Genomic DNA, 18370 nt, shown 5'->3' on the forward strand with positions numbered 1-18370 from the left:
CAATGGTTGCACGTAGGGGTGGGAGGTGCAACCCGTCGGTTGCGCATATGCCCCGTGGGGCCCGTCAGCGCGCCCGGCCCGCGCCCCGCGCCGCCTTCCGTTCCGGGCCCCGCACGCGCACCCCGTAGGCCGGGACCGACACCTCCGGATCGTCCAGGCAGTCGCCCGTCGTCAGGTCGAAACGCTGCTTGAGCAGCGGCGATGCCACGAACGGGCGGCCCGCCGCCGAGCCGGTGAGCCCCCGGGAGAGGACCTGCGCGCCGGTGAACGGGTCCCGGTTGCCGATCGCGTGGATCCGGCCGGCCCGGTCCAGGAACAGCGCGGCCTGGCTGCCGTCCGGGAGGAGGGCGGCGACGCCGCGCCCCGGGGTGAGGTCGTCCGGCCCGCAGACCGCGAGCCACCCGCCGTCAGGGCAGCGGATCTCGACCGTGCCGGTCTTCGGGTGGGCGCCGGCAACAGCGGCCACACCGGTAGCAGTAGCCGTAGCGGTGATGGTCATCAGACGGAGGTCCCTTCCAGGGTGCGTACGGGCAGGGTCGGCCCGGCCAGCAGCGTCAGGTCCGGTTTGACCTGGTCGCGCTCCGGGACGAAGCGGACCGACGGGTCCGGGGCGCCGGGGGCGTTGACGAAGGAGACGAAGCGGGACAGCCGCTCGGGGTCGGCGAGCGTCTCGGCCCACTCGTCGCGGTAGTGGGTGACATGGGCGGCCATCAGGGCCTCCAGCTCGTCACACAGTCCGAGGGAGTCGTGCACGACGACCTCGCGTACGTGGTCGAGGCCGCCCTCGATCCGCTCCAGCCAGGCCGCGGTGCGCTCCAGGCGGTCGGCGGTGCGGATGTAGAACATCAGGAAGCGGTCGATCAGCCGGATCAGCTCGGCATCGCTCAGGTCCTGGGCGAGCAGGTCCGCGTGGCGCGGGCTGGCGCCGCCGTTCCCGCCGACGTAGAGGTTCCAGCCGTTCGCCGTGGCGATCACCCCGAAGTCCTTGGACTGGGCCTCCGCGCACTCCCGCGCGCAGCCGGAGACCGCCGACTTCAGCTTGTGCGGGGCGCGCAGCCCCCGGTAGCGCAGCTCCAGTTCGATCGCCATGCGGACCGAGTCCTGCACGCCGTAGCGGCACCAGGTCTCGCCGACGCACGACTTCACCGTGCGCAGCGCCTTCCCGTAGGCGTGGCCGGACTCGAAGCCCGCCGCCACCAACCGTTCCCAGATGAGCGGCAGTTGATCGACCCGGGCGCCGAACAGGTCGATCCGCTGGCCGCCTGTGATCTTGGTGTAGAGGCCGAAGTCGCGTGCCACCTCGCCGATGACGATGAGCTTCTCCGGGGTGATCTCGCCGCCCGGGATGCGGGGGACGATCGAATAGGAGCCGTTCTTCTGCAGGTTGGCGAGGAAGTGGTCGTTGGTGTCCTGGAGCGCCGCCTGCTCCCCGTGCAGGACGTAGCCGTCGGCACCGACCGCCGGGGCGAGTGAGGCGATCACCGAACCGATCGCGGGCTTGCAGACCTCGCAGCCCTCGCCGCCGCGCGCCTCCTCCCGGCCGTGCGCGTCCAGCAGCTCGGCGTAGGAGGCGATCCGGCGGACCCGGACGATCTCGTACAGCTCGGCGCGGGTGTGCGGGAAGCAGGCGCACAGGCCCTGCTCGCCGCTGTCCGGCAGCAGCTTGCCGATCATCTTGACGCAACTGCCGCACCCGGTGCCGGCCTTGGTGCACCGCTTCACCTCCGGCAGCGTCTCGCAGCTCTGGATGGCGTCCTTGGTGACGTTGTGGCAGCTGCAGATCACTGCGTCGCCGGGCAGCGCCTCCGGGCCGAGCGCGGCGGGCGCGCCCGCACCGGCCGGCAGCACCAGCTGCTCGGGCGCCACCGGGGGCACGCTGCCGGTCAGCGGCCGCAGCATGCCGTACGAGTCGGCGTCGCCGACCAGCACCCCGCCCAGCAGCTCGCCGTCGGCGCCGATCACCAGCTTCTTGTAGACCCCGCTGCGGGCATCGGAGTACACCACGTCCAGGCAGCCGTCGGTGGCGCCGTGCGCATCGCCGAAGGAGGCGACGTCCACCCCCAGCAGCTTGAGCTTGGTGGACAGATCGGCTCCGGTGAAGCCGGGCTGCTGCCGGTCGCCGTCCGGGCCGCCGCCCGCCGCGTCGTCCAGTTGGTCGGCGACCGCGGCGGCCACCACCCGGGCCATGTCGTAGCCCGGCGCGACCAGCCCGTAGACCCGGCCGTCGGCGGCCAGTGCGCACTCGCCGATCGCGTACACCGCCGGGTCATCGGTACGGCACTGCGCGTCGACGACGATGCCGCCGCGCTGTCCGACCGGCAGTCCGCACTCCCGGGCGAGCTGGTCGCGGGGGCGGACGCCTGCCGAGAAGACGACCAGATCGGTTTCGATGCGGGAGTCGTCGGACAGTCCCATGGCGGTCACCGCCCCGGCCCCGTCCGCGACGATCTCCGTGCCGCCGACGCCGGTGTGCACCTCCAGGCCCATCTCCTCGACCGTACGGCGCAGGGCCCGGCCGCCGCCCTCGTCGACCTGGAGGGCCATCAGCCGCGGCGCGAACTCCACGATGTGGGTGCGCAGTCCGAGCCCCTTGAGCGCGCCCGCCGCCTCCAGCCCGAGCAGCCCGCCGCCGACCACGACACCGGTGCGGGCGTGCTCGGCGTACTCCTCGATGGCCAGCAGGTCCTCGATGGTGCGGTAGACGAAGCAGCCCGTGCTGTCGCTGCCCGGCACCGGCGGCACGAACGGGTACGAGCCGGTGGCCAGCACCAGGGCGTCGTAGCGGACGGTCAGGCCGGAGCGGGCGGTGACCGTGCGGGTGGTGCGGTCGATGGCGGTGGCCGGGTCGCCGAGGTGCAGCTCGATGCCGTGCCGGGCCAGGAAGTCCGGGTCGACGAGACTCAGCTCGTCCGGCGTCCGACCGGCGAAGTAGGAGGTCAGCTGGACCCGGTCATAGGCCGGCCGGGGTTCTTCACACAGCACGACCACCCGCGCCCGCCCGGTGACGCCGCGATCGGCCAGCTCCTCCAGGAAGCGCTGGCCGACCATGCCGTGGCCTATGAGGACGAGGGTCGGGGTGGCGGCGGTGTCGGGGTGCGGGTGTGTGGTGGTCATGTGCGTCAGCGTGCGGCCCGGCTGTTACCCGCCCGCATCTGTGCTGTTTCCCGGGCGGAACGCTGCCCTCAGTGCGCGGGCGGCGGGTGTGTGAGGGTTGCGGCCCCCGGGACCGGCCCCCGGTCCGCGTCCGCCCCGGGACCGGCCCCCGGTCCGCGCCCGCCCCGGGACGCCCTACCGTGATCCCGTGCCCCGCCCCCACCGCCCGGCCGCCGTCCCGGCCGCGCTCACCGCGCCCTTCGCCCCGCGCAGCCTGGCCGCCGTGCTGCACGCGCTGATCGCCCTGCCGCTCGCGCTGGCCGGGCTGGTGCTGGTGCCGGTGGGCCTGGCGATCGGTGCGGTGCTGTCGTGGACGGCACTCGGGCCGTGGCTGCTCGCGCTGACCGTACGCGGCGCCCTGGCCCTGGGGAACGTCCAACTCCTCTTGCTGCGAAGGCTGTTGGGTGAGGACGTCGAGCCTGCCCGGCGTCGCGGAGGGCCCGGAGCGACGTCCGGGCCGTTCGGCTGGCGGCGCGCGGTCCTCGGCGACCCGGCCGGCTGGCGCGCGGTCGCCGCCGCCGTGCTCGCGCCCCTGACGGCCGTCCTCCCCGTCCTCGCCGTCCTCCTCTGCTACGTGTACGGCATGCTGGCGCTCGCGCACCCCGTGCTGCGCCACTGGAACTACTTCACCGTGCGCGCCCGGGACGGCTCCGTACGCCATGTGTCGCTGCAGATCCACGGCGTCGAGTTCGACAGCTGGCCGCGCTGGCTCCTGGTCGTCGCCGTCGGGGCGGTCCTCGTCCTGCTCGCGCCCCGTCTGATGCGCGGGGCGGGCACCCCGCACCGGCTGCTGCTGCGCGCGCTGCTCGGCCCGAGCGCCGCGGACGCCCGTATCCGCGTCCTGGAGGAGACCCGGGCGCACGCCGTCGACGACGCCGTCGCCACCCTCCGCCGGATCGAACGCGATCTGCACGACGGCACCCAGGCCCGGCTGGTCGGCCTCGGCATGCACCTCACCCTCATCCGGGAGCTGATCGCCCAGGGCGCCGCCGCGGACCGGCTGCTGGCGGTGGTGGAGACCGCGCAGGGCAACGCCACCCAGGCCGTCGCCGATCTGCGCCACCTCGTCCGCGGGATCCACCCGCCGGTGCTCGACCAGGGGCTGGCCTCCGCGCTGGCCGGCCTCGCCGCCGACGCGCCGCTGCCGGTCACCGTCCGCGCGGACCTCGTCCGGCGGCCCACCCCCGCCCTGGAATCCATCGCCTACTTCTGCGCCGCCGAACTGCTCGCCAACGCCGTCAAGCACAGCGGCGCGACGCGGGTGGCGATCGAGGCGCGCACCGACGGCGCGGGCGGTGACCGGGCCGGGGCGGGCCTGACGCTGGCCGTGCGCGACGACGGGCGGGGCGGCGCGGTGATCGGCGCGGGCAGCGGACTGACCGGGCTGCTCGGCCGGATACGTACTGTCGACGGGACGCTGACCTGCGACAGTCCGGACGGAGGGCCTACGGTGGTCACCGTCCGGCTGCCGTACCCGGACCGCCGCCCCGATCACCGTTAGAGGCAGGGACCATGCGCGTCGTCATCGCCGAGGACTCCGCGATCCTGCGGGACGGCCTGGTGCAACTCCTGGAGCTGCGCGGGGTGGCGGTGGTGGCGGCCGTGGCGGACGCCGAGAGCCTGCTCGCCGCCGTCGCCGCCCACCGGCCGGACGCCGCCGTCGTCGACATCCGGCTGCCGCCCGGCCATACGGACGAGGGCCTGCGGGCCGCCGTCGCGCTGCGCCGCGACCACCCCGGGACCGGCGTACTGATCTTCTCCCAGTACGTGGAGACCGCCTACGCGGACCGGCTGTTCGGCGCGGGCTTCGCCGGCGTCGGCTACCTCCTCAAGGAACGCGTGGTGGACATCGGGGAGTTCGTCGACGCCCTGCGGCGGGTCGCGGCCGGCGGCACCGCGCTCGACCCGGACGTGGTCTCCCAACTGTTCAGCGCGAGCCGCCGGGCCGGCGCGCTGGACGCCCTGACCCCGCGCGAGCGCGAGGTGCTCGCCCTGATGGCGCAGGGCCGCACCAACCAGTCCATCGCCTCGGCCCTGACCGTCTCCGAGCGCGCGGTCGAGAAGCACATCGCCAACGTCTTCAGCAAACTCGACCTCCCGCCCTCGGCGACCGGCCACCGCCGGGTGCTGGCGGTGCTGCGCTACCTGGAGAGCGAACGGGCCGGGAGCTGACGGGCCGGGGGCTGACGGGCCGGGCGGGGAGTCCCGGGCGGCCCGTCAGCCCCCGTGCACGGCGTGCTCAGAAGCGCAGCCGGCCGTCCGGGCCGGCGGTGGGGCACAGCCGGCGCGGCGCGTGGTCGGTGCGGAGCCGGGCCTCGACGCAGCCGCCCGGCAGGCCGTCGTGGGCCGCGGTGCCGAAGTTGGCGGTCACGGTGAGCGTGCCGTGGCCGAAGACCGTGCGCTGGACGGTGCGGTCGTCGGTCAGCCGGCGGAACGACGTCATCGGCTCGGTGCCGGCGGCGCGGTGCAGCGGCGCGAAGTACTTCTGCAGCGCGGCGAGTTCCGGCCCGTTCCGGTCGACGGTCGGGCCGTCGAGGACGTAGTTGAGCGGGGTGTTGTACAGCATGGCGAGCAGCGCGCGGGTGCTCTTCTGGTCCGGCAGCTTCTCGTACGACAGCTCCCACCGCTCGGCGTTGACCAGCGAGCCGTGCAGCGCCGTCTCGTACAGCGGTGCGCGGTACTTCGGGTCGTACATCGCGGTGGCCAGGTCGGCGGGCAGGCGGACCGGCTTGAAGAACGTCTTCGGGGCGTTCTGCGGGTAGTAGCCGCCCCAGGTCTGCTTGTCGCGCTCCAGCTTCCACAGGCCGTCGGCGACCGGGGTGCCCGAGCCGTGGTCGAAGGCCAGCACCCGGTTCGCCCAGGGCTGGGCGGACTCCGAGCCGAGGACCAGGTGCTGTGACAGGCGCTCCATACGGGCCAGGCGGTACCTGCGGTCGTCCGCCTTGGTCATCTCGTGGCCGGCGCCGTGGTCGCGGAACAGCTCACCCGTCGCGTCGACGTCGAGGAAGTAGCTGTCCGCCCCGTTGGCGACCATCGTGCGGGTGCGGTCGGCGAGGTAGTGCTTTCCCGGTTCGGCCTTCTCGAAGGCGCGGGAGCTGAGGTAGCAGCCGCGGCCGCCGAACCCGGTCTCCGGGGTGCCGTCCGCCTTCCGCACGCAGAAGTCGGGGTAGACCCGGCCGGGCCACGCCGAGGTGGGGCTGTCGGCGGTCTTGGGGTCCTGTCCGTTGGCGAAGGAGTCGTACGGCCCGACGAGATAGCCCGCCTTCTTGGCGGCGCGCACCGCGGCGGCGTCCATCGGGCCGGGCCCGGCGTCGTAACCGAGCCACATCCGGTCCACGCCGAGCTTCCGGAGCTTGCGGATTCCGGCGGCGGTACGGGCGTCGCCCCACACGTAGGCGTGGAAGGCGCCCAGCAGCTCGGCGTTGGCCGGGTTCTTGCGGATCTTCTCGCGCAGGCTGCCCAGCCGGCCGCGCTCGGAGAGGTAGGCGCGGTAATCGGCGGCGGGGGCGACCGGGTTGCCGTCGGTGAGGGCGAAGGTGATGTCGTAGTCGCGGGTGCCCTCACCGGCGTCGAAGGCGTGCGCGGCGGTCGCGCGCAGCCGGCCCCCGGCGGAGCTGAAGCGCAGCGAGGTGCCGAGGTCGGTGGGGGTGAGGTAGCTGACGCCGTGCCCGCCGCGGGAGCCGCCCGCCGCGCCGCCCATGGTGTACCCCCACAGCGGCAGGGCCAGCTCGGCGCCCACGTCGACGGTGCTGCCGGCCAGCCCGGCCTCGGGCGAGTTCCAGAACGCGTCCCGTACGGGGAGGTCCAGGCCCTCCCCGCGCGGCAGCTGGACGGCGGTGGCGGTGCGGTCGGTGCCGGTCACCGGCCAGTTGACCGATCCGTCGCGGTCCGACCGCAGGCTGATCCGCAGCCGCCCGTGGTCGGTTCCGGCCGTCACGCTCAGCCCCTTGGCGGGGTAGCTCCAGCGGGCGCCGTCGGCGGTACGGGTCACCGGCCCCGGCCGGCCGAGTCCGTCCCCGGCCGCCGCCTCGGAGAGCAGCAGCAGCCGCCCGTCGCCGGTCCGCGCGCTCACCGCGAGGGAGTCGGTGTCGACGACGGCGGTGCCGCCGGCGACCGGCAGTTCGAGCCGGCTGCCCTTGAGGGTGCCGGCGGCGGCGCTGTCACATCCCGTGACGCCGAGCGCCGTCGCGGCGAGCGCGAGGGAGAGGGCGAGCGCGCGGGTGCCGGCGCCGCGGCTACCGCCCTTGCCCGTAAGGGACTTGGGGAGATCAGAGGTCATGGGGACTGGATAGTCCCGGGGTCTAAGAGGGTTCTAAGAGGCGCAACCCGTTCGGCCTATCGGTGGGTGCCGCTGCGCACCGGCGAGCGAGGGGGAAGCCGGCCGTCGCGCCCGATGGGGGGCGAACTTTCACAGGCTGGGTTAGCCTCAACCAGGAACGGACATTCCGGCCATTTCGCGGAAGCTCGGTGAGGTGGACCCGGCTCCCGGGTGGGCGGGGTCCCTGGCTGCCCTCTCCGACGCACCGAGGGCATTTCGCCTGCTGCGACGGAGGAGTTCGGCATGCCTGGTGTGGTGGTGTTACCGAGACGGCGACGTGTGACGGTCCTGGCCGCGGCCCTGGGTGCGGCCGCCCTGGTGGCGGCCTCCGGCCTGCCGCGGGCGGCGGCCGCGCCCCCGGACCCCCCTGCTCCCGGGCTGGGCACCGTGCACGAGTACCTGATGCCCCTGCCCCGGCTGGGCAGCACGCACGAGTTGCTCATCGGGCCGGACGGCAATCTGTGGGTCTCCCAGCAACTTGAGGACCGCGTCCTCCGCGTCTCCACGGCCGGCCAGGTGGTGGGGGTCACCGAGTTCCCCGCCAACAGCATGCCCCACGGCATCGACAAGGACCGGCGCGGCCACGTCTGGGTCACCGAGGAGGCCACCAACGCCCTGGTGGAACTGGCCCCCACCGGCGAGCGCATCGCCGCCTACCCGATCCCGGTGCCCGGCGCCGGGCCGCACGGCCTGCGCATCGGATGCGACGGGCGCACCGTGTGGTGGACGGGGAAGGAGGGCGGGAACATCGGGAGTTTCGACCCCCGCACCCGCAGGTGGACCGTGTACCCCCTCGCGCCCGACAGCCAGCCGATCTTCCTGGCGCGCGGGCCCCGCTGCGCCATGTACTTCACCGAGCTGTCGACCAGCCGCGTCGGCCGGGTCGACGCGAACGGCCGGCTGCGCGAGTACGCCACCCCCACGCCTGACAGCCGGCCCATCGCCGTCGCCGTCAACCGGCGGGGCGAGGTCTGGTTCACCGAGGAGGCCGGCGCCGCCTACGCCCACCTCGACCCCGAGACCGGGCGCATCACCGAGCACCGCACCGATGTCCCGAACGCCAAGCTGGCCGCGCTGGCCTTCGACTGCTTCGGCAACCTGTGGGTGCAGTACAACCAGCCCGGGCTGATCGACCGCGTCCGCCCGGACCTGAGCGTCACCCGCTACACGCTGCGCAACGCCGTTCCGGTCGGCCACCGCATCATTCCCGGCCCGGACGGCTCCATGTGGTTCAGCGAACTGGCCGTCGACACCGTCGGCTCCGTCACCACCGGCTGCCCGCCGGCCGTGTCGGCCGTCGAGTAGCGGGGGGCCGGGCCGGCCGCCGTCATGCGTCCAGGATCAGTTGCAGCAGCTCGCGCAGGTTCTCGCGCTGCTGCGCGGTGAGCGGGGCCAAGGGGTCGGCGGCGAAGGGCATGCGTGCGCGGAGATCGGCGGCGACGGTGCGGCCGGCGGTGGTGGCGGCGACCCGCTTGACGCGGCGGTCACCCGGGTCGGGGCTGCGCTCGACCAGGCCGCCGGCCTCCAGCCGGTCGATGATCACGGTCACGTTGGACGGCTCCGCGTGCAGCCGGTCGGCGATCCGGCGCATCGGGACCGGGTCTTCGGTGGCGAGCAGTGCCTTGGCCTGGAGCGGGGTCAGCTCGTGGGTCGTCGCGGCGGCCTCGGACTCCTGGCTGTAGCGGCGGTTGATGGCGGCGAAGAGGCCGACGATCTCCCTGGTGAGCTCATCCGGTGGGTTGGGCATGAGGTCCAGCCTAGCGATGTACTTGACATCGTCAAATATTAGTGCCCATAGTTATGAAACATATTGGTTATGCTGCATAAGCAAGTGGGGTACGAGGAATGACCACCAAGACCGTTCTGATCACCGGCACCTCCTCCGGTATCGGCCTGTCCACCGCCGTCGCCGCCGCGCGCAGCGGATGGCACGTGATCGCCACCATGCGCGACACCGCCAAGGCGGGCGCCCTGCTGGCGGCGGCGGAGGAAGCCGGGGTCGCCGTCGACGTCCGGGCCCTGGACGTGACCGACCCGGCCTCGGTCGAGGCGTGCCTGGCCGGCCTCGACCGGCTGGACGCGCTCGTCAACAACGCCGGCGCGGGCCACGTCGGCACCCTGGAGCAGGAGAGCGTCGAGGACGTGCGCGCCGTCATGGAGGTCAACTTCTTCGGCGTACTGCATGTCACGAAGGCCGCCCTGCCCCTGCTGCGGGCGAGCAAGGGCCGGGTGCTGACCGTGACCAGCGTCGGCGGAGTGATCGGCCAGCCCTTCAACGAGGCGTACTGCGCCGCCAAGTTCGCGGTCGAGGGCTTCATGGAGTCCCTCGCGCCGGTCGCCGCCACGGCCGGCGTGCATGTCAGCGTGGTGGAGCCGGGTGCGGTGGCCAGCGAGTTCGTCAGCAACGTCGGGCTCCCGGACGACGCGCTGGAGCAGGCCGGCCCGTACGCGCCGGCCCTGTCCCGCTACCTGGAGCGCACCCGCGACGCCTTTGCCCACGCGCAGACGTCGCAGGACGTGGCGGCGCAGCTGGTCGATCTGCTCGCGGCCGAGCGGCCGGCCTTCCGGGTGCTGACCTCCGACGCCGCGCGCGCCTTCGCCGGGACGAAGCTCAAGGACCTCGACGGCTCGGCCGTGCAGACGCTGACCGACTCCTGGGTCGCCTGATGCCTGTCCGATAGGTCGGCGATGATCCGGGCTGCCGGCCGCCCGGCGCGGACCTGTGCCGGTCCGTGCGCCGGGCGACCGGCGCGGGGGCGGGGTTCGTCGCCCCGCCCGCGCGACTACTTCACGTCGACGTAGTCACTGGTGGCGGTCGCCACCGAGGTGGTCGACGTACCGGCCCAGACGTAGCGCCAGTAGCCGTCGTAGGCGGCCTTCACCGTCGTCTTCAGGTTGCCGCGGCTGTCCGAGGTGACCGTCTTGACGTTGGTGTACGTGCTGGTGCCGGCCTTGCGGAACTGGAGCTGCACGGTACCCACGCCGTAGGCCCCGTACGTCTGGGTGTCCCAGTTCGCCCGGGTCAGCGCACCGGTGACGGTGAGGGTCGCGCCCTTCGCCACCGGCTCCGGCGAGGCGTTGGTGGTCAGCTGGGCGGCGCGCTTGACCCAGCCGGACCGGTAGTTGTCCTTGATGGAGTAGTCGCCGTCGTTGCCCACCGCGGAGGCGTAGACGTGCCACCGGCCGGCGAGGATGTTGCTGTAGATGTTGGCCTTCGGGTCCGCGACCAGGGTGACCGAGCAGGTGGAGGTCGTGGCGTTGACCACCGTGCAGGTGCCGTGGTCCGTGCTCGGCGTCATCGCGCCGTCGACGCCGGACTCGGTGTCCAGGTCGGTGCCGTGCCACAGGAACGCGTAGCCGTCGTAGATGCCGGACGGGTCGGTGGCGGTCACCGAGACGGTGAAGGTCTTCTTCAGGCTGGTGCCGACCACGATGTCCTTGCCACCGTTGACGGTGACGTTCGTGATCGTGGTGTCGCCCTGCGAGTCGTCCGCCGCCGCGTTGGCGGGGGTCTGCGCGGCGGACGCGAAGAGCTGCGCCTTGGCGGCACCGGGGCCCGGGGCGTCCGCGGCCTGGGCGGCGGGGACGGCGAGGGCGGATATGGCCAGGGCGCCGGACAGTGCGGCAGCAGTGGCACGAATGCGCATGTGTTCCTCGGAAGGGACTGGGGGGTCCACCGGCGTGAAGCACGAGTGGAGCACGCACGGCGGGACCCGGATCGATTGCGAGTTCAACGAACTCGCACAGCAGACCCATCAGCGGGGCGAATGGTTGTGCGCCCCGCTGGATCTTCCGGGAAGAATTTCGACGTCTGCCGGTTCGCCCACGAACTCGGTCCGTAGGCGTCGGAATCACGTCGCGGCCAGCCGCCGGGCCGCCAGTTCCGCGTACACCGCCGCGCCGTCCGCCAGCACCGCGTCGTCGAACTCCGCCAGCGGTGAGTGGTTGTTGGCGCTGCGCTCGGGGTCCGCCCCGGCCGGCGGGGCGCCGAGGAAGAGCATCGCCCCGGGCACCTCGGCCAGCACCCGGGAGAAGTCCTCCGAGCCCTGGAGCGGCTGCGGCTGCGGCGTGAAACGCTCCTCGCCCAGTGCCTCGCGGACCGCGTCCGCCGCGAAGTCCGCCTCCGTGCCGTCGTTGACGGTCACCGGGTACATCTCGACGAACTCCGCGTCCACGCCCACGCCGTACGCCGCGGCGATGCCCCGGCACACCTCCACGGTGCCGTCCTTGACCCGCGCCTGGGCGGCGTCCGAGAAGCTGCGTACGGTCGCCTCGAAGACCGCGGTGTCCGGGATGACGTTCTGCTGGGTGCCGGCGTGGAAGGTGCCCACCGTGAGGATCACCGGGTCGAAGACGTCGAAGGTGCGGGTGATCCACGCCTGGAGCGCGGTCACCATCGCGCACCCCGCCTGCACCGGGTCCTTCGCGCGGTGCGGCATCGAGCCGTGCCCGCCCGCCCCGCGCACCGTCACTCGCAGCACGTTCGACGCGGCCATCGCCGTACCGCCGCGGGTCCGGAAGACCCCGCCGGGCAGCCCGGCCGACAGCACATGGATCGCGTACGCCGCCGCCGGCCGCCGCCCGGCCGCGTCCAGCAGCCCCTCGGCCAGCATCTGCCCGGCGCCGTCGTAGCCCTCCTCGCCGGGCTGGAACATGAACAGCACATCGCCCGCGAGCCGGTCGCGGTGCGCGCTGAGCAGCTTGGCGGCGCCGGTGAGCATGGTGGTGTGCAGGTCGTGGCCGCAGGCGTGCATCCGGCCGTTGTCGGCGGCGAAGTCGAGCCCGGTGCGCTCGGCGACCGGCAGCGCGTCCATGTCCCCCCGCAGCAGTACGGCCGGACCGGGCCGCCCGCCGCGCAACACCGCCGTCACCGAGCTGAGCCCGGCACCGGTGCTGATCTCCAGCGGCAGCCCGTCGAGTTCGGCCAGCACGGCTTCCTGCGTACGCGGCAGGTTGAGCCCTGTCTCGGGGATGCGGTGCAGCGTGCGGCGCATCCGCACGAGGTCGTCGGAGAGGGCACGGGCGTCGTCACGCAGGTTCATAGGAGATCCCTTCAGGCGGAGAGATCTCCGCTCTTGATCGCCGAGACGAAGGCGGTCCAGTTGCCGGCGGGGAAAATCAGCGCCGGGCCGTGCGGGTCCTTGCTGTCACGGACGGGGACGAGGCCGTGGGGGTGGGTGAGCGCCCGGGAGAATTCGATGCAGTCTCCGCCGCTGCCGTCGCTGTAGGAGGACTTGGCCCACGCGAAGTCGCGAGTGAACTCGACGCAGTCCCCGCCGTTGGCATCGCTGTAGGAGGACTTGACCCACTGAGCAGCAGCGAGATCCAACTCGGGGCTCATTCGCGGTACTCCTTCAACAGAGTCTTGATCAGGGCCACTGACCGATCCGGGGACAACGCGTGCGCCCTGAGCAGATCATAGTCATCCAGGGCCGCATCGACCGTTTGTGCGGAGTCATGCATCCTGCCTCCTACCCGCGTCTCCGTGTAGAGCACCGTGCGGGCGTCCGTGAAGCGCAGCACGGTGAAGGGCCTGGTGGAAGCAGCAGGAGCGCCCGCAGAGAAGGGCATTACCTGAAGCTTGATGTGCGGGGATGTCGCTGCGGTCAGCAGGTACTCAAGCTGACCCGACATGATCTCGGCACTGCCTACGACCGTCCGTAAGCACGCCTCGTGCACGATCGTCCACAGGAACGGCGGCTGGTCCCGCTCGAACACCTCACGACGCCGCAAACGTGCGGCGACCTTGCCCTCAATGGCCTCTTCTTCGTCGTGGGAGAAGTACGCCCGGAAAATGGCCCGCGCGTAGCCCTCCGTCTGAAGGAGGCCCTTCACGATGTTCGTCGAGTAGTCCAGTATCCGCGAAGCCTTCGACTCCAGGTTGAGGTACGGAACGAACCAACTCGGGTGATCCCCCTCCTCGATCCTCCGCAGCAACCCCGCGAATAACTCACCGGTCCCGAACACCGTGTCGCAGCCCTTGGCGAACTTCTCACTGGGCCGGGGCAGCAGCGTGCCGGACTCGACCTTGCTGACGTACCCCTCGGAGTAGCCCGTCGCCTTGCCCAGATGCTTCTGCGTGAGCTTGCGGGCCAGCCGTACCTGTCTGATGTCGCGGCCGAAGCGTTGGAGCGGATTCAAGTGCTCGGAGGGGGTCGTCTCGTCCAACGCTATGACCTCTCGTCATGAGTGCGTACGGCGACAGCGCGGCAGGCCGAAGCCTTGAAGGCCGCCGGTTCAACCACCGCCATTCTATTGCCGGTTGCGTTGCCACGGTGACGAATTGACTACACCCGGTATCCACCGCAACGCACGGGACGGACGACATGGCCGACGCAACAGAAACCCTCCGGCTGCTGCCCTGGGCGGGGGAGGAGGGGAAGCCCTGCTTGCTCTCGGGGGACGGGACCGGATTCCTCTCCCGCCTCGCCGACGACATCGAGGCGGAGCAGCTCACTTACGCCGCCGAACTGCTCAAGGAGGCGCGACGGGTGCTCGACAGCCGGGCGTGGACGACCGGCGAACTCCAGTTGCTGGCCGTCGAGCTGACCGAGGCGCTCATCGAGGTGTACCGGGTCGCGGTGAGCCGGGGCGCGCGGTGTCAGGGCGGTGTCAGTCGTATGTCAGGGCCGTTGGCGAGTGTGGTCGCCACGACCACCGCGAAAGGACATCCCATGAGTCAGACGGTTCCCGTCCCGCTCGGCCTCCCGATGAAGCGCGATGCGGGCCCCTTCGACCCGCCCCGCGACATCACCCGGCTGCGCGAGGCCCGCCCGGTCAGCCCCCTGCTCTTCCCCGACGGCCACGAGGGCTGGCTCGTCACCGGCTACGAAGCGGTCCGCCGGCTCATGGCCGACAACCGGTTCAGCTCCCGCCAGGACATCGGCGTGCTGCACGTGCCGTACGAGACCCCCGGCATGCCCGCCATGACCGAACCGTCCCCGCAGGTGCCGGGCTTGTTCATCGCCATGGACCCGCCGGACCACACCCGGCTGCGGCGCAAGCTCACCGGCGCCTTCACCGTCAAGCGCATGAAGATGCTCGAAGAGCACATCAGCGACATCGTCGAGCGGCAACTGGACGAGATGGCGCGCCTCGCCCCGCCGGTCGACCTGGTCAAGGAGTTCGCGCTGCCGGTGCCCTCACTGGTGATCTGCGAAATGCTCGGCGTCCCCTACGAGGACCGGGACAGCTTCCAGGCCAACTCGGCCACGTTCATGGAAAAGGACGTGGCGCTCGACGAGAAGATGGCCGCGTACACCGGCCTGACCTCGTACCTCGCCGAACTGGTGACGAGCAAGCGGGCCACCCCCGGCGAAGACATCCTGTCCGACCTGGCCCGCGACGACGACCTCAGCATCGAGGAGCTGACGGGCATCGCCTTCCTGCTGCTGCTCGCGGGCCACGAGACCACCGCCAACATGCTGGCGCTGGGCACCTTCGCGCTCCTGGAGCACCCCGAGCAGCTGGCCGAACTGCGCGCCGATCCGGACCTGATGCCCGATGCCGTCGAGGAACTCATGCGGTACCTGTCCGTTGCCGACATCTTCTACCGCTACGCCACGGAGGACATCGAGCTCGGCGGTGAGACGATCGGCAAGGGATCGACCGTCGTCATCTCGCTGCTGGCCGCCAACCGCGACCCCGAGCGCTTCGACAACCCCGACACCCTGGACGTCCACCGCAAGGCCCGCGGCCACACCGGCTTCGGCCACGGCGTCCACCAGTGCCTGGGCCAGCAACTGGCCCGCATCGAGATGCGCGCCGGCTTCGGCGGGCTGCTGCGCCGCTTCCCGACCCTCCGGCTCGCGGTCCCCGCAGGCGAGGTGAAACTCCGGACCGACATGAACATCTACGGCGTCCACGCGCTGCCGGTCACCTGGACGGAAACGGAGCGGTGACCCCACGGGCGGGGCGTCGCCGGCCGGCTGAGCCGCCGCTACGCCGGTCCGGCGAGCTGCGTCACGTCCTCTTCCGTCAGGGCGATGCCGGCCGCCGCCAGGTTCTCGTCGAGGTGTGCGGGCGATCCCGTACCGGGGGTGGGGAGCAGCACGGGGGAGCGGTGCAGCAGCCAGGCCAGCGCGATCTGCCCGTTGGTCGCGCCGTGCCGGGCGGCCACCTCGGCGAGGGCCGCGCCCGTGCCGCCGGTCAGCGCGCCGTGGCCCAGCGGGAACCACGGCAGGAAGGCCGTCCCCCGCTGCTCGCACAGCTCCAGTACGTCCTCCGAGGCGCGGTCCAGCAGGTTGTAGCGGTTCTGCACGGACGCGACGGCCGCGATCTCCTGCGCCTGCCGCAGCTCCGCCGCGTCGACCGAGTCGAGTCCGATGTGCCGGATCTTCCCCTCCTGCTGGAGCTCCTGCAGCGTGCCCAGCTGGTCGGCCATCGGGACGTCGGGGTCCAGGCGGTGCAGCTGGTAGAGGTCGATGGTGTCCGTACGCAGCCGGCGCAGGCTCGCCTCGCACATGGCGCGCAGCTGCTCCGGGCGGCCCGCGATGTGCCAGACGTCCGGCCCGGTGCGCACCACCCCGCCCTTGGTCGCGATGACCAGGCTCTCCGGGTACGGGTGCAGGGCCCGCGCCACCAGCTCCTCGGCCACGTCCGGGCCGTAGTTGTCGGCGGTGTCGATCAGCGTGACGCCACGTGCCACGGCCCGGCGCAGCAGCGCCACCGCGTGCTCGGGGTCGTCGTGCCGGGGCCCCCAGTAGCCGGTGCCGACCAGCCCGCCGGTCCCGAACCCGAGCCGCCGGACGGTCAGTTCACCGCCGATCGCGAAGGTGTCCGCCGGGGAGGCGGTCGAGCCGGCCGGATCCGTCGTGGTGTCCATAATCGCGGAGCCTAGTGGGGCGCCCGGTTCGTAAGATCGGCCGGTGCCTGCTGACATATCGCTCTTCACCCTGACCCTGCTGTGCCTGGCCGCGCTCGCGGCGGGCTGGATCGACGCCGTGGTGGGCGGTGGCGGGCTGCTGCTGCTTCCCGCCCTGCTGGTCGGCCTGCCGCACACACCCGCCGCCTACGTCCTCGGCACCAACAAGTCCACCGCCATCGTGGGCACCACCGCCGCCGCGGTCACCTACGTCCGCAAGGCCCCGCTCGACATCCGTACCGCGCTGCGGATCGGTCTCGCCGCGGTCGCCGGCTCGCTGGTCGGGGCGTTCTTCGCGGCCGGTATCAACAGCGCGGTGCTGCGCCCGCTGATCATGGCCGTACTGCTGGCGGTCCTGGCCTTCGTCCTCTTCCGTCCGGCTTTCGGGACCGCCCCCGCGCCGTCCGGGCCGGTCTCCCGGCAGCGGATGCTCGCGGCGGTCCTCGTCGCGGGGCTGGGCATCGGCTTCTACGACGGCCTGATCGGGCCCGGGACCGGCGCGTTCCTGGTCGTCGCGCTCGCCGCGGTGCTGCACATGGACCTGGTCACGTCGTCGGCGACGGCGAAGGTCGTCAACGTCTGCACCAACGTCGGTGCGCTGACGATGTTCGCGATCCAGGGCACCGTGCTGTGGCAACTGGGCGCCCTGCTCGCGCTGTTCAACCTGGTCGGCGGGATGGTGGGCGCCAGGATGGCGCTCAAGCGCGGCGCCGGGTTCGTCCGCGGGGTGCTGGTGGTCGTGGTGGTCGCCCTGCTGTGCAAGCTGGCGTACGACCAGTGGCTGGCGGCCTGAGCTGCGCGTTCGCCGCCCCCGGCAGACCCGTGCGGCACGGCGGTCCGGGGAGCGGACCGGCCGCACCTCGGAAGCTACACAACATTCAGAAAAACGTGAATACTCGGAATCCTCGGAGTCCGTGCGCGCTCCCGGCGGCAGCCTCCGCTTGGGTCGTCCGCTCCTACCCGTCCTACCCGCGCGCCGCCACCGTCCCCGTCCCCACCGGCGCCTTGCCGCGTACCCGCGCCGGCATCTCCGTGACGGCCGTCAGCAGCACCGCCGAGTCCTCAAGGGCTTCCAGACCGTGCCGTTCGTGCGGGATCACGGCGACCTGACCGGTCTTCAACTCCTGGCTGGTGCCGCCGGGCCCGGTCATCCGGACATGGCCTTGCAGCACCTGGAGGCTCGCCGCCGGTGGCGCATTGTGTTCGTCCAGCGCGGCGCCCGCGATCAGTGCGATCACGGTCTGCCGCAAGGGGCCGTCGTGCAGGAAGAGGTGGGCGCTGCGGCCGTGGGCGGACGCCCTGGCGTCGTCGAGCTGCTGGCGGGTGAGTGCGGTGAGATCGTCCATGGTGCTGGCCTTTCACAAGCGGACCGGCGGCGGCTCCCTTCCCATCGTTGCCCTTGTGCGATCCGACGCAACCGGGGAATCAGCCCCGAGGCGGGGCCGGAAACCCACCCGGGCGGGCCCGGCACGGCCCCGTGGGCCCGCTCGGCCCGGCCGCGGGGGCGGGCCGCGAGGTGGTCGTCCCCGTGCTCCCGGGCGCCGGAATCCCCCCGGCGTCCGGGTGCATACCGCCGTGGGGCGGGCCCGTCACTCGCGGGATGATCTTCACGGTCCGTACGATGCGGGCCGTGTGTCCCCTGACCCCCCACCGCGAAGGATGCGCACCAGTGGCCGACCCCACAGCCCTGAGCGAACTGCCCGACCCGGCCGGGCCGTCGACCGGATTCCTGACCGTGATGACGACCACCGACAGCGAGGAAAAGGCCCAACGGCTGGCGCGCGGCGCGATCGAGGCCAGACTCGCCGCCTGTGCGCAGATCAGCGCGCCGGTGACCTCGGTCTACCGCTGGGACGGTGCGATGGAGACCAGCCGGGAGTGGCAGGTGCTGTTCAAGACGGCGCAGGCGCGCTACGCCGAGCTGGAGAGCTACCTCCTGCAGACCCACGACTACGAGACCCCCGAGATCATCGCCACCCCGATCACCCGCGGTGGTGCCGGCTACCTGTCGTGGATCGCAGAGGAGACGAGCTGAC

At 72.2% G+C, this 18370-nt stretch carries 17 protein-coding genes; 7 read left to right on the forward strand and 10 right to left on the reverse strand.

The features are described from left to right. Positions 1-64: 64 nt before the first annotated feature. Together nirD and nirB are read right to left on the reverse strand one after the other, a co-directional pair. A complete protein-coding gene (gene nirD / locus SL103_RS06645) occupies positions 65-499 on the reverse strand; it encodes a nitrite reductase small subunit NirD (protein ID WP_079145602.1) in 435 nt (144 codons plus the stop codon). Further along, positions 499-3114 (reverse strand): nitrite reductase large subunit NirB, encoded by a 2616-nt coding sequence (nirB, locus tag SL103_RS06650; protein WP_069567825.1) that lies wholly within the window; start codon positions 3112-3114, stop codon positions 499-501. The genes nirD and nirB overlap by 1 nt, the downstream gene beginning before the upstream one ends. Before the next feature lie 187 nt (positions 3115-3301). Between nirB and SL103_RS06655 the strand changes: the two genes are divergently transcribed. After that, positions 3302-4654, forward strand: a complete 1353-nt coding sequence (locus SL103_RS06655) for a sensor histidine kinase (RefSeq protein WP_069567826.1) — start codon at positions 3302-3304, stop codon at positions 4652-4654. An 11-nt stretch (positions 4655-4665) separates the two neighbouring features. Next, on the forward strand, positions 4666-5325 hold the full coding sequence (locus tag SL103_RS06660; protein ID WP_069567827.1) for a response regulator transcription factor: 660 nt from the start codon (positions 4666-4668) through the stop codon (positions 5323-5325). Positions 5326-5392: 67 nt separating this feature from the next. Here the strand turns inward: SL103_RS06660 and SL103_RS06665 are convergent, their stop codons facing one another. Continuing rightward, a complete protein-coding gene (locus tag SL103_RS06665; protein ID WP_069567828.1) occupies positions 5393-7432 on the reverse strand; it encodes a glycoside hydrolase in 2040 nt (679 codons plus the stop codon). A 318-nt stretch (positions 7433-7750) separates the two neighbouring features. Between SL103_RS06665 and SL103_RS06670 the strand changes: the two genes are divergently transcribed. Then, on the forward strand, positions 7751-8776 hold the full coding sequence (locus SL103_RS06670; protein ID WP_069567829.1) for a Vgb family protein: 1026 nt from the start codon (positions 7751-7753) through the stop codon (positions 8774-8776). Positions 8777-8798: 22 nt separating this feature from the next. Here the strand turns inward: SL103_RS06670 and SL103_RS06675 are convergent, their stop codons facing one another. Beyond that, a complete protein-coding gene (locus SL103_RS06675) occupies positions 8799-9218 on the reverse strand; it encodes a MarR family winged helix-turn-helix transcriptional regulator (RefSeq protein ID WP_069567830.1) in 420 nt (139 codons plus the stop codon). Between the two features lie 98 nt (positions 9219-9316). Between SL103_RS06675 and SL103_RS06680 the strand changes: the two genes are divergently transcribed. Beyond that, positions 9317-10138: an SDR family oxidoreductase gene (locus SL103_RS06680; protein ID WP_069567831.1), complete on the forward strand. Its 822-nt coding sequence runs from the start codon at positions 9317-9319 to the stop codon at positions 10136-10138. Positions 10139-10254: 116 nt separating this feature from the next. Here SL103_RS06680 and SL103_RS06685 read toward each other — a convergent pair whose 3' ends face one another. From SL103_RS06685 to SL103_RS06700, 4 genes are all read right to left on the reverse strand, one after another. Then, the gene (locus SL103_RS06685) at positions 10255-11118 is read right to left on the reverse strand and encodes a calcium-binding protein (protein ID WP_069567832.1); all 864 of its coding nucleotides are present in this window, start codon (positions 11116-11118) and stop codon (positions 10255-10257) included. Positions 11119-11322: 204 nt separating this feature from the next. Continuing rightward, positions 11323-12513 carry a M20 metallopeptidase family protein gene (locus SL103_RS06690; RefSeq protein WP_069567833.1) on the reverse strand — a complete coding sequence of 397 codons (1191 nt, stop codon included), beginning with the start codon at positions 12511-12513 and terminating at the stop codon, positions 11323-11325. Positions 12514-12524: 11 nt separating this feature from the next. Next, complete coding sequence (locus SL103_RS06695) at positions 12525-12812, reverse strand: DUF397 domain-containing protein (protein ID WP_069567834.1); 288 nt, start codon at positions 12810-12812, stop codon at positions 12525-12527. Further along, on the reverse strand, positions 12809-13639 hold the full coding sequence (locus SL103_RS06700; RefSeq protein ID WP_069567835.1) for a helix-turn-helix domain-containing protein: 831 nt from the start codon (positions 13637-13639) through the stop codon (positions 12809-12811). The genes SL103_RS06695 and SL103_RS06700 overlap by 4 nt, the downstream gene beginning before the upstream one ends. A gap of 506 nt (positions 13640-14145) precedes the next feature. Between SL103_RS06700 and SL103_RS06705 the strand changes: the two genes are divergently transcribed. After that, the gene (locus tag SL103_RS06705) at positions 14146-15372 is read left to right on the forward strand and encodes a cytochrome P450 (protein ID WP_069573480.1); all 1227 of its coding nucleotides are present in this window, start codon (positions 14146-14148) and stop codon (positions 15370-15372) included. Positions 15373-15410: 38 nt separating this feature from the next. Here SL103_RS06705 and SL103_RS06710 read toward each other — a convergent pair whose 3' ends face one another. Beyond that, positions 15411-16295, reverse strand: coding sequence for an aldo/keto reductase (locus SL103_RS06710; protein ID WP_069567836.1), 885 nt, complete (start codon positions 16293-16295; stop codon positions 15411-15413). 43 nt (positions 16296-16338) lie between these two features. Between SL103_RS06710 and SL103_RS06715 the strand changes: the two genes are divergently transcribed. After that, entirely contained in the window at positions 16339-17127 is a 789-nt protein-coding gene (locus tag SL103_RS06715) for a sulfite exporter TauE/SafE family protein (RefSeq protein WP_069567837.1), read from the forward strand. Between the two features lie 172 nt (positions 17128-17299). Here SL103_RS06715 and SL103_RS06720 read toward each other — a convergent pair whose 3' ends face one another. Beyond that, on the reverse strand, positions 17300-17680 hold the full coding sequence (locus tag SL103_RS06720) for a cupin (protein WP_069567838.1): 381 nt from the start codon (positions 17678-17680) through the stop codon (positions 17300-17302). 323 nt (positions 17681-18003) lie between these two features. Between SL103_RS06720 and cutA the strand changes: the two genes are divergently transcribed. After that, the gene (cutA, locus tag SL103_RS06725) at positions 18004-18369 is read left to right on the forward strand and encodes a divalent-cation tolerance protein CutA (protein WP_244303855.1); all 366 of its coding nucleotides are present in this window, start codon (positions 18004-18006) and stop codon (positions 18367-18369) included. Position 18370: the final 1 nt, after the last annotated feature.

It is taken from the genome of Streptomyces lydicus (genome assembly GCF_001729485.1).
Taxonomy (GTDB): domain Bacteria; phylum Actinomycetota; class Actinomycetes; order Streptomycetales; family Streptomycetaceae; genus Streptomyces; species Streptomyces lydicus_D.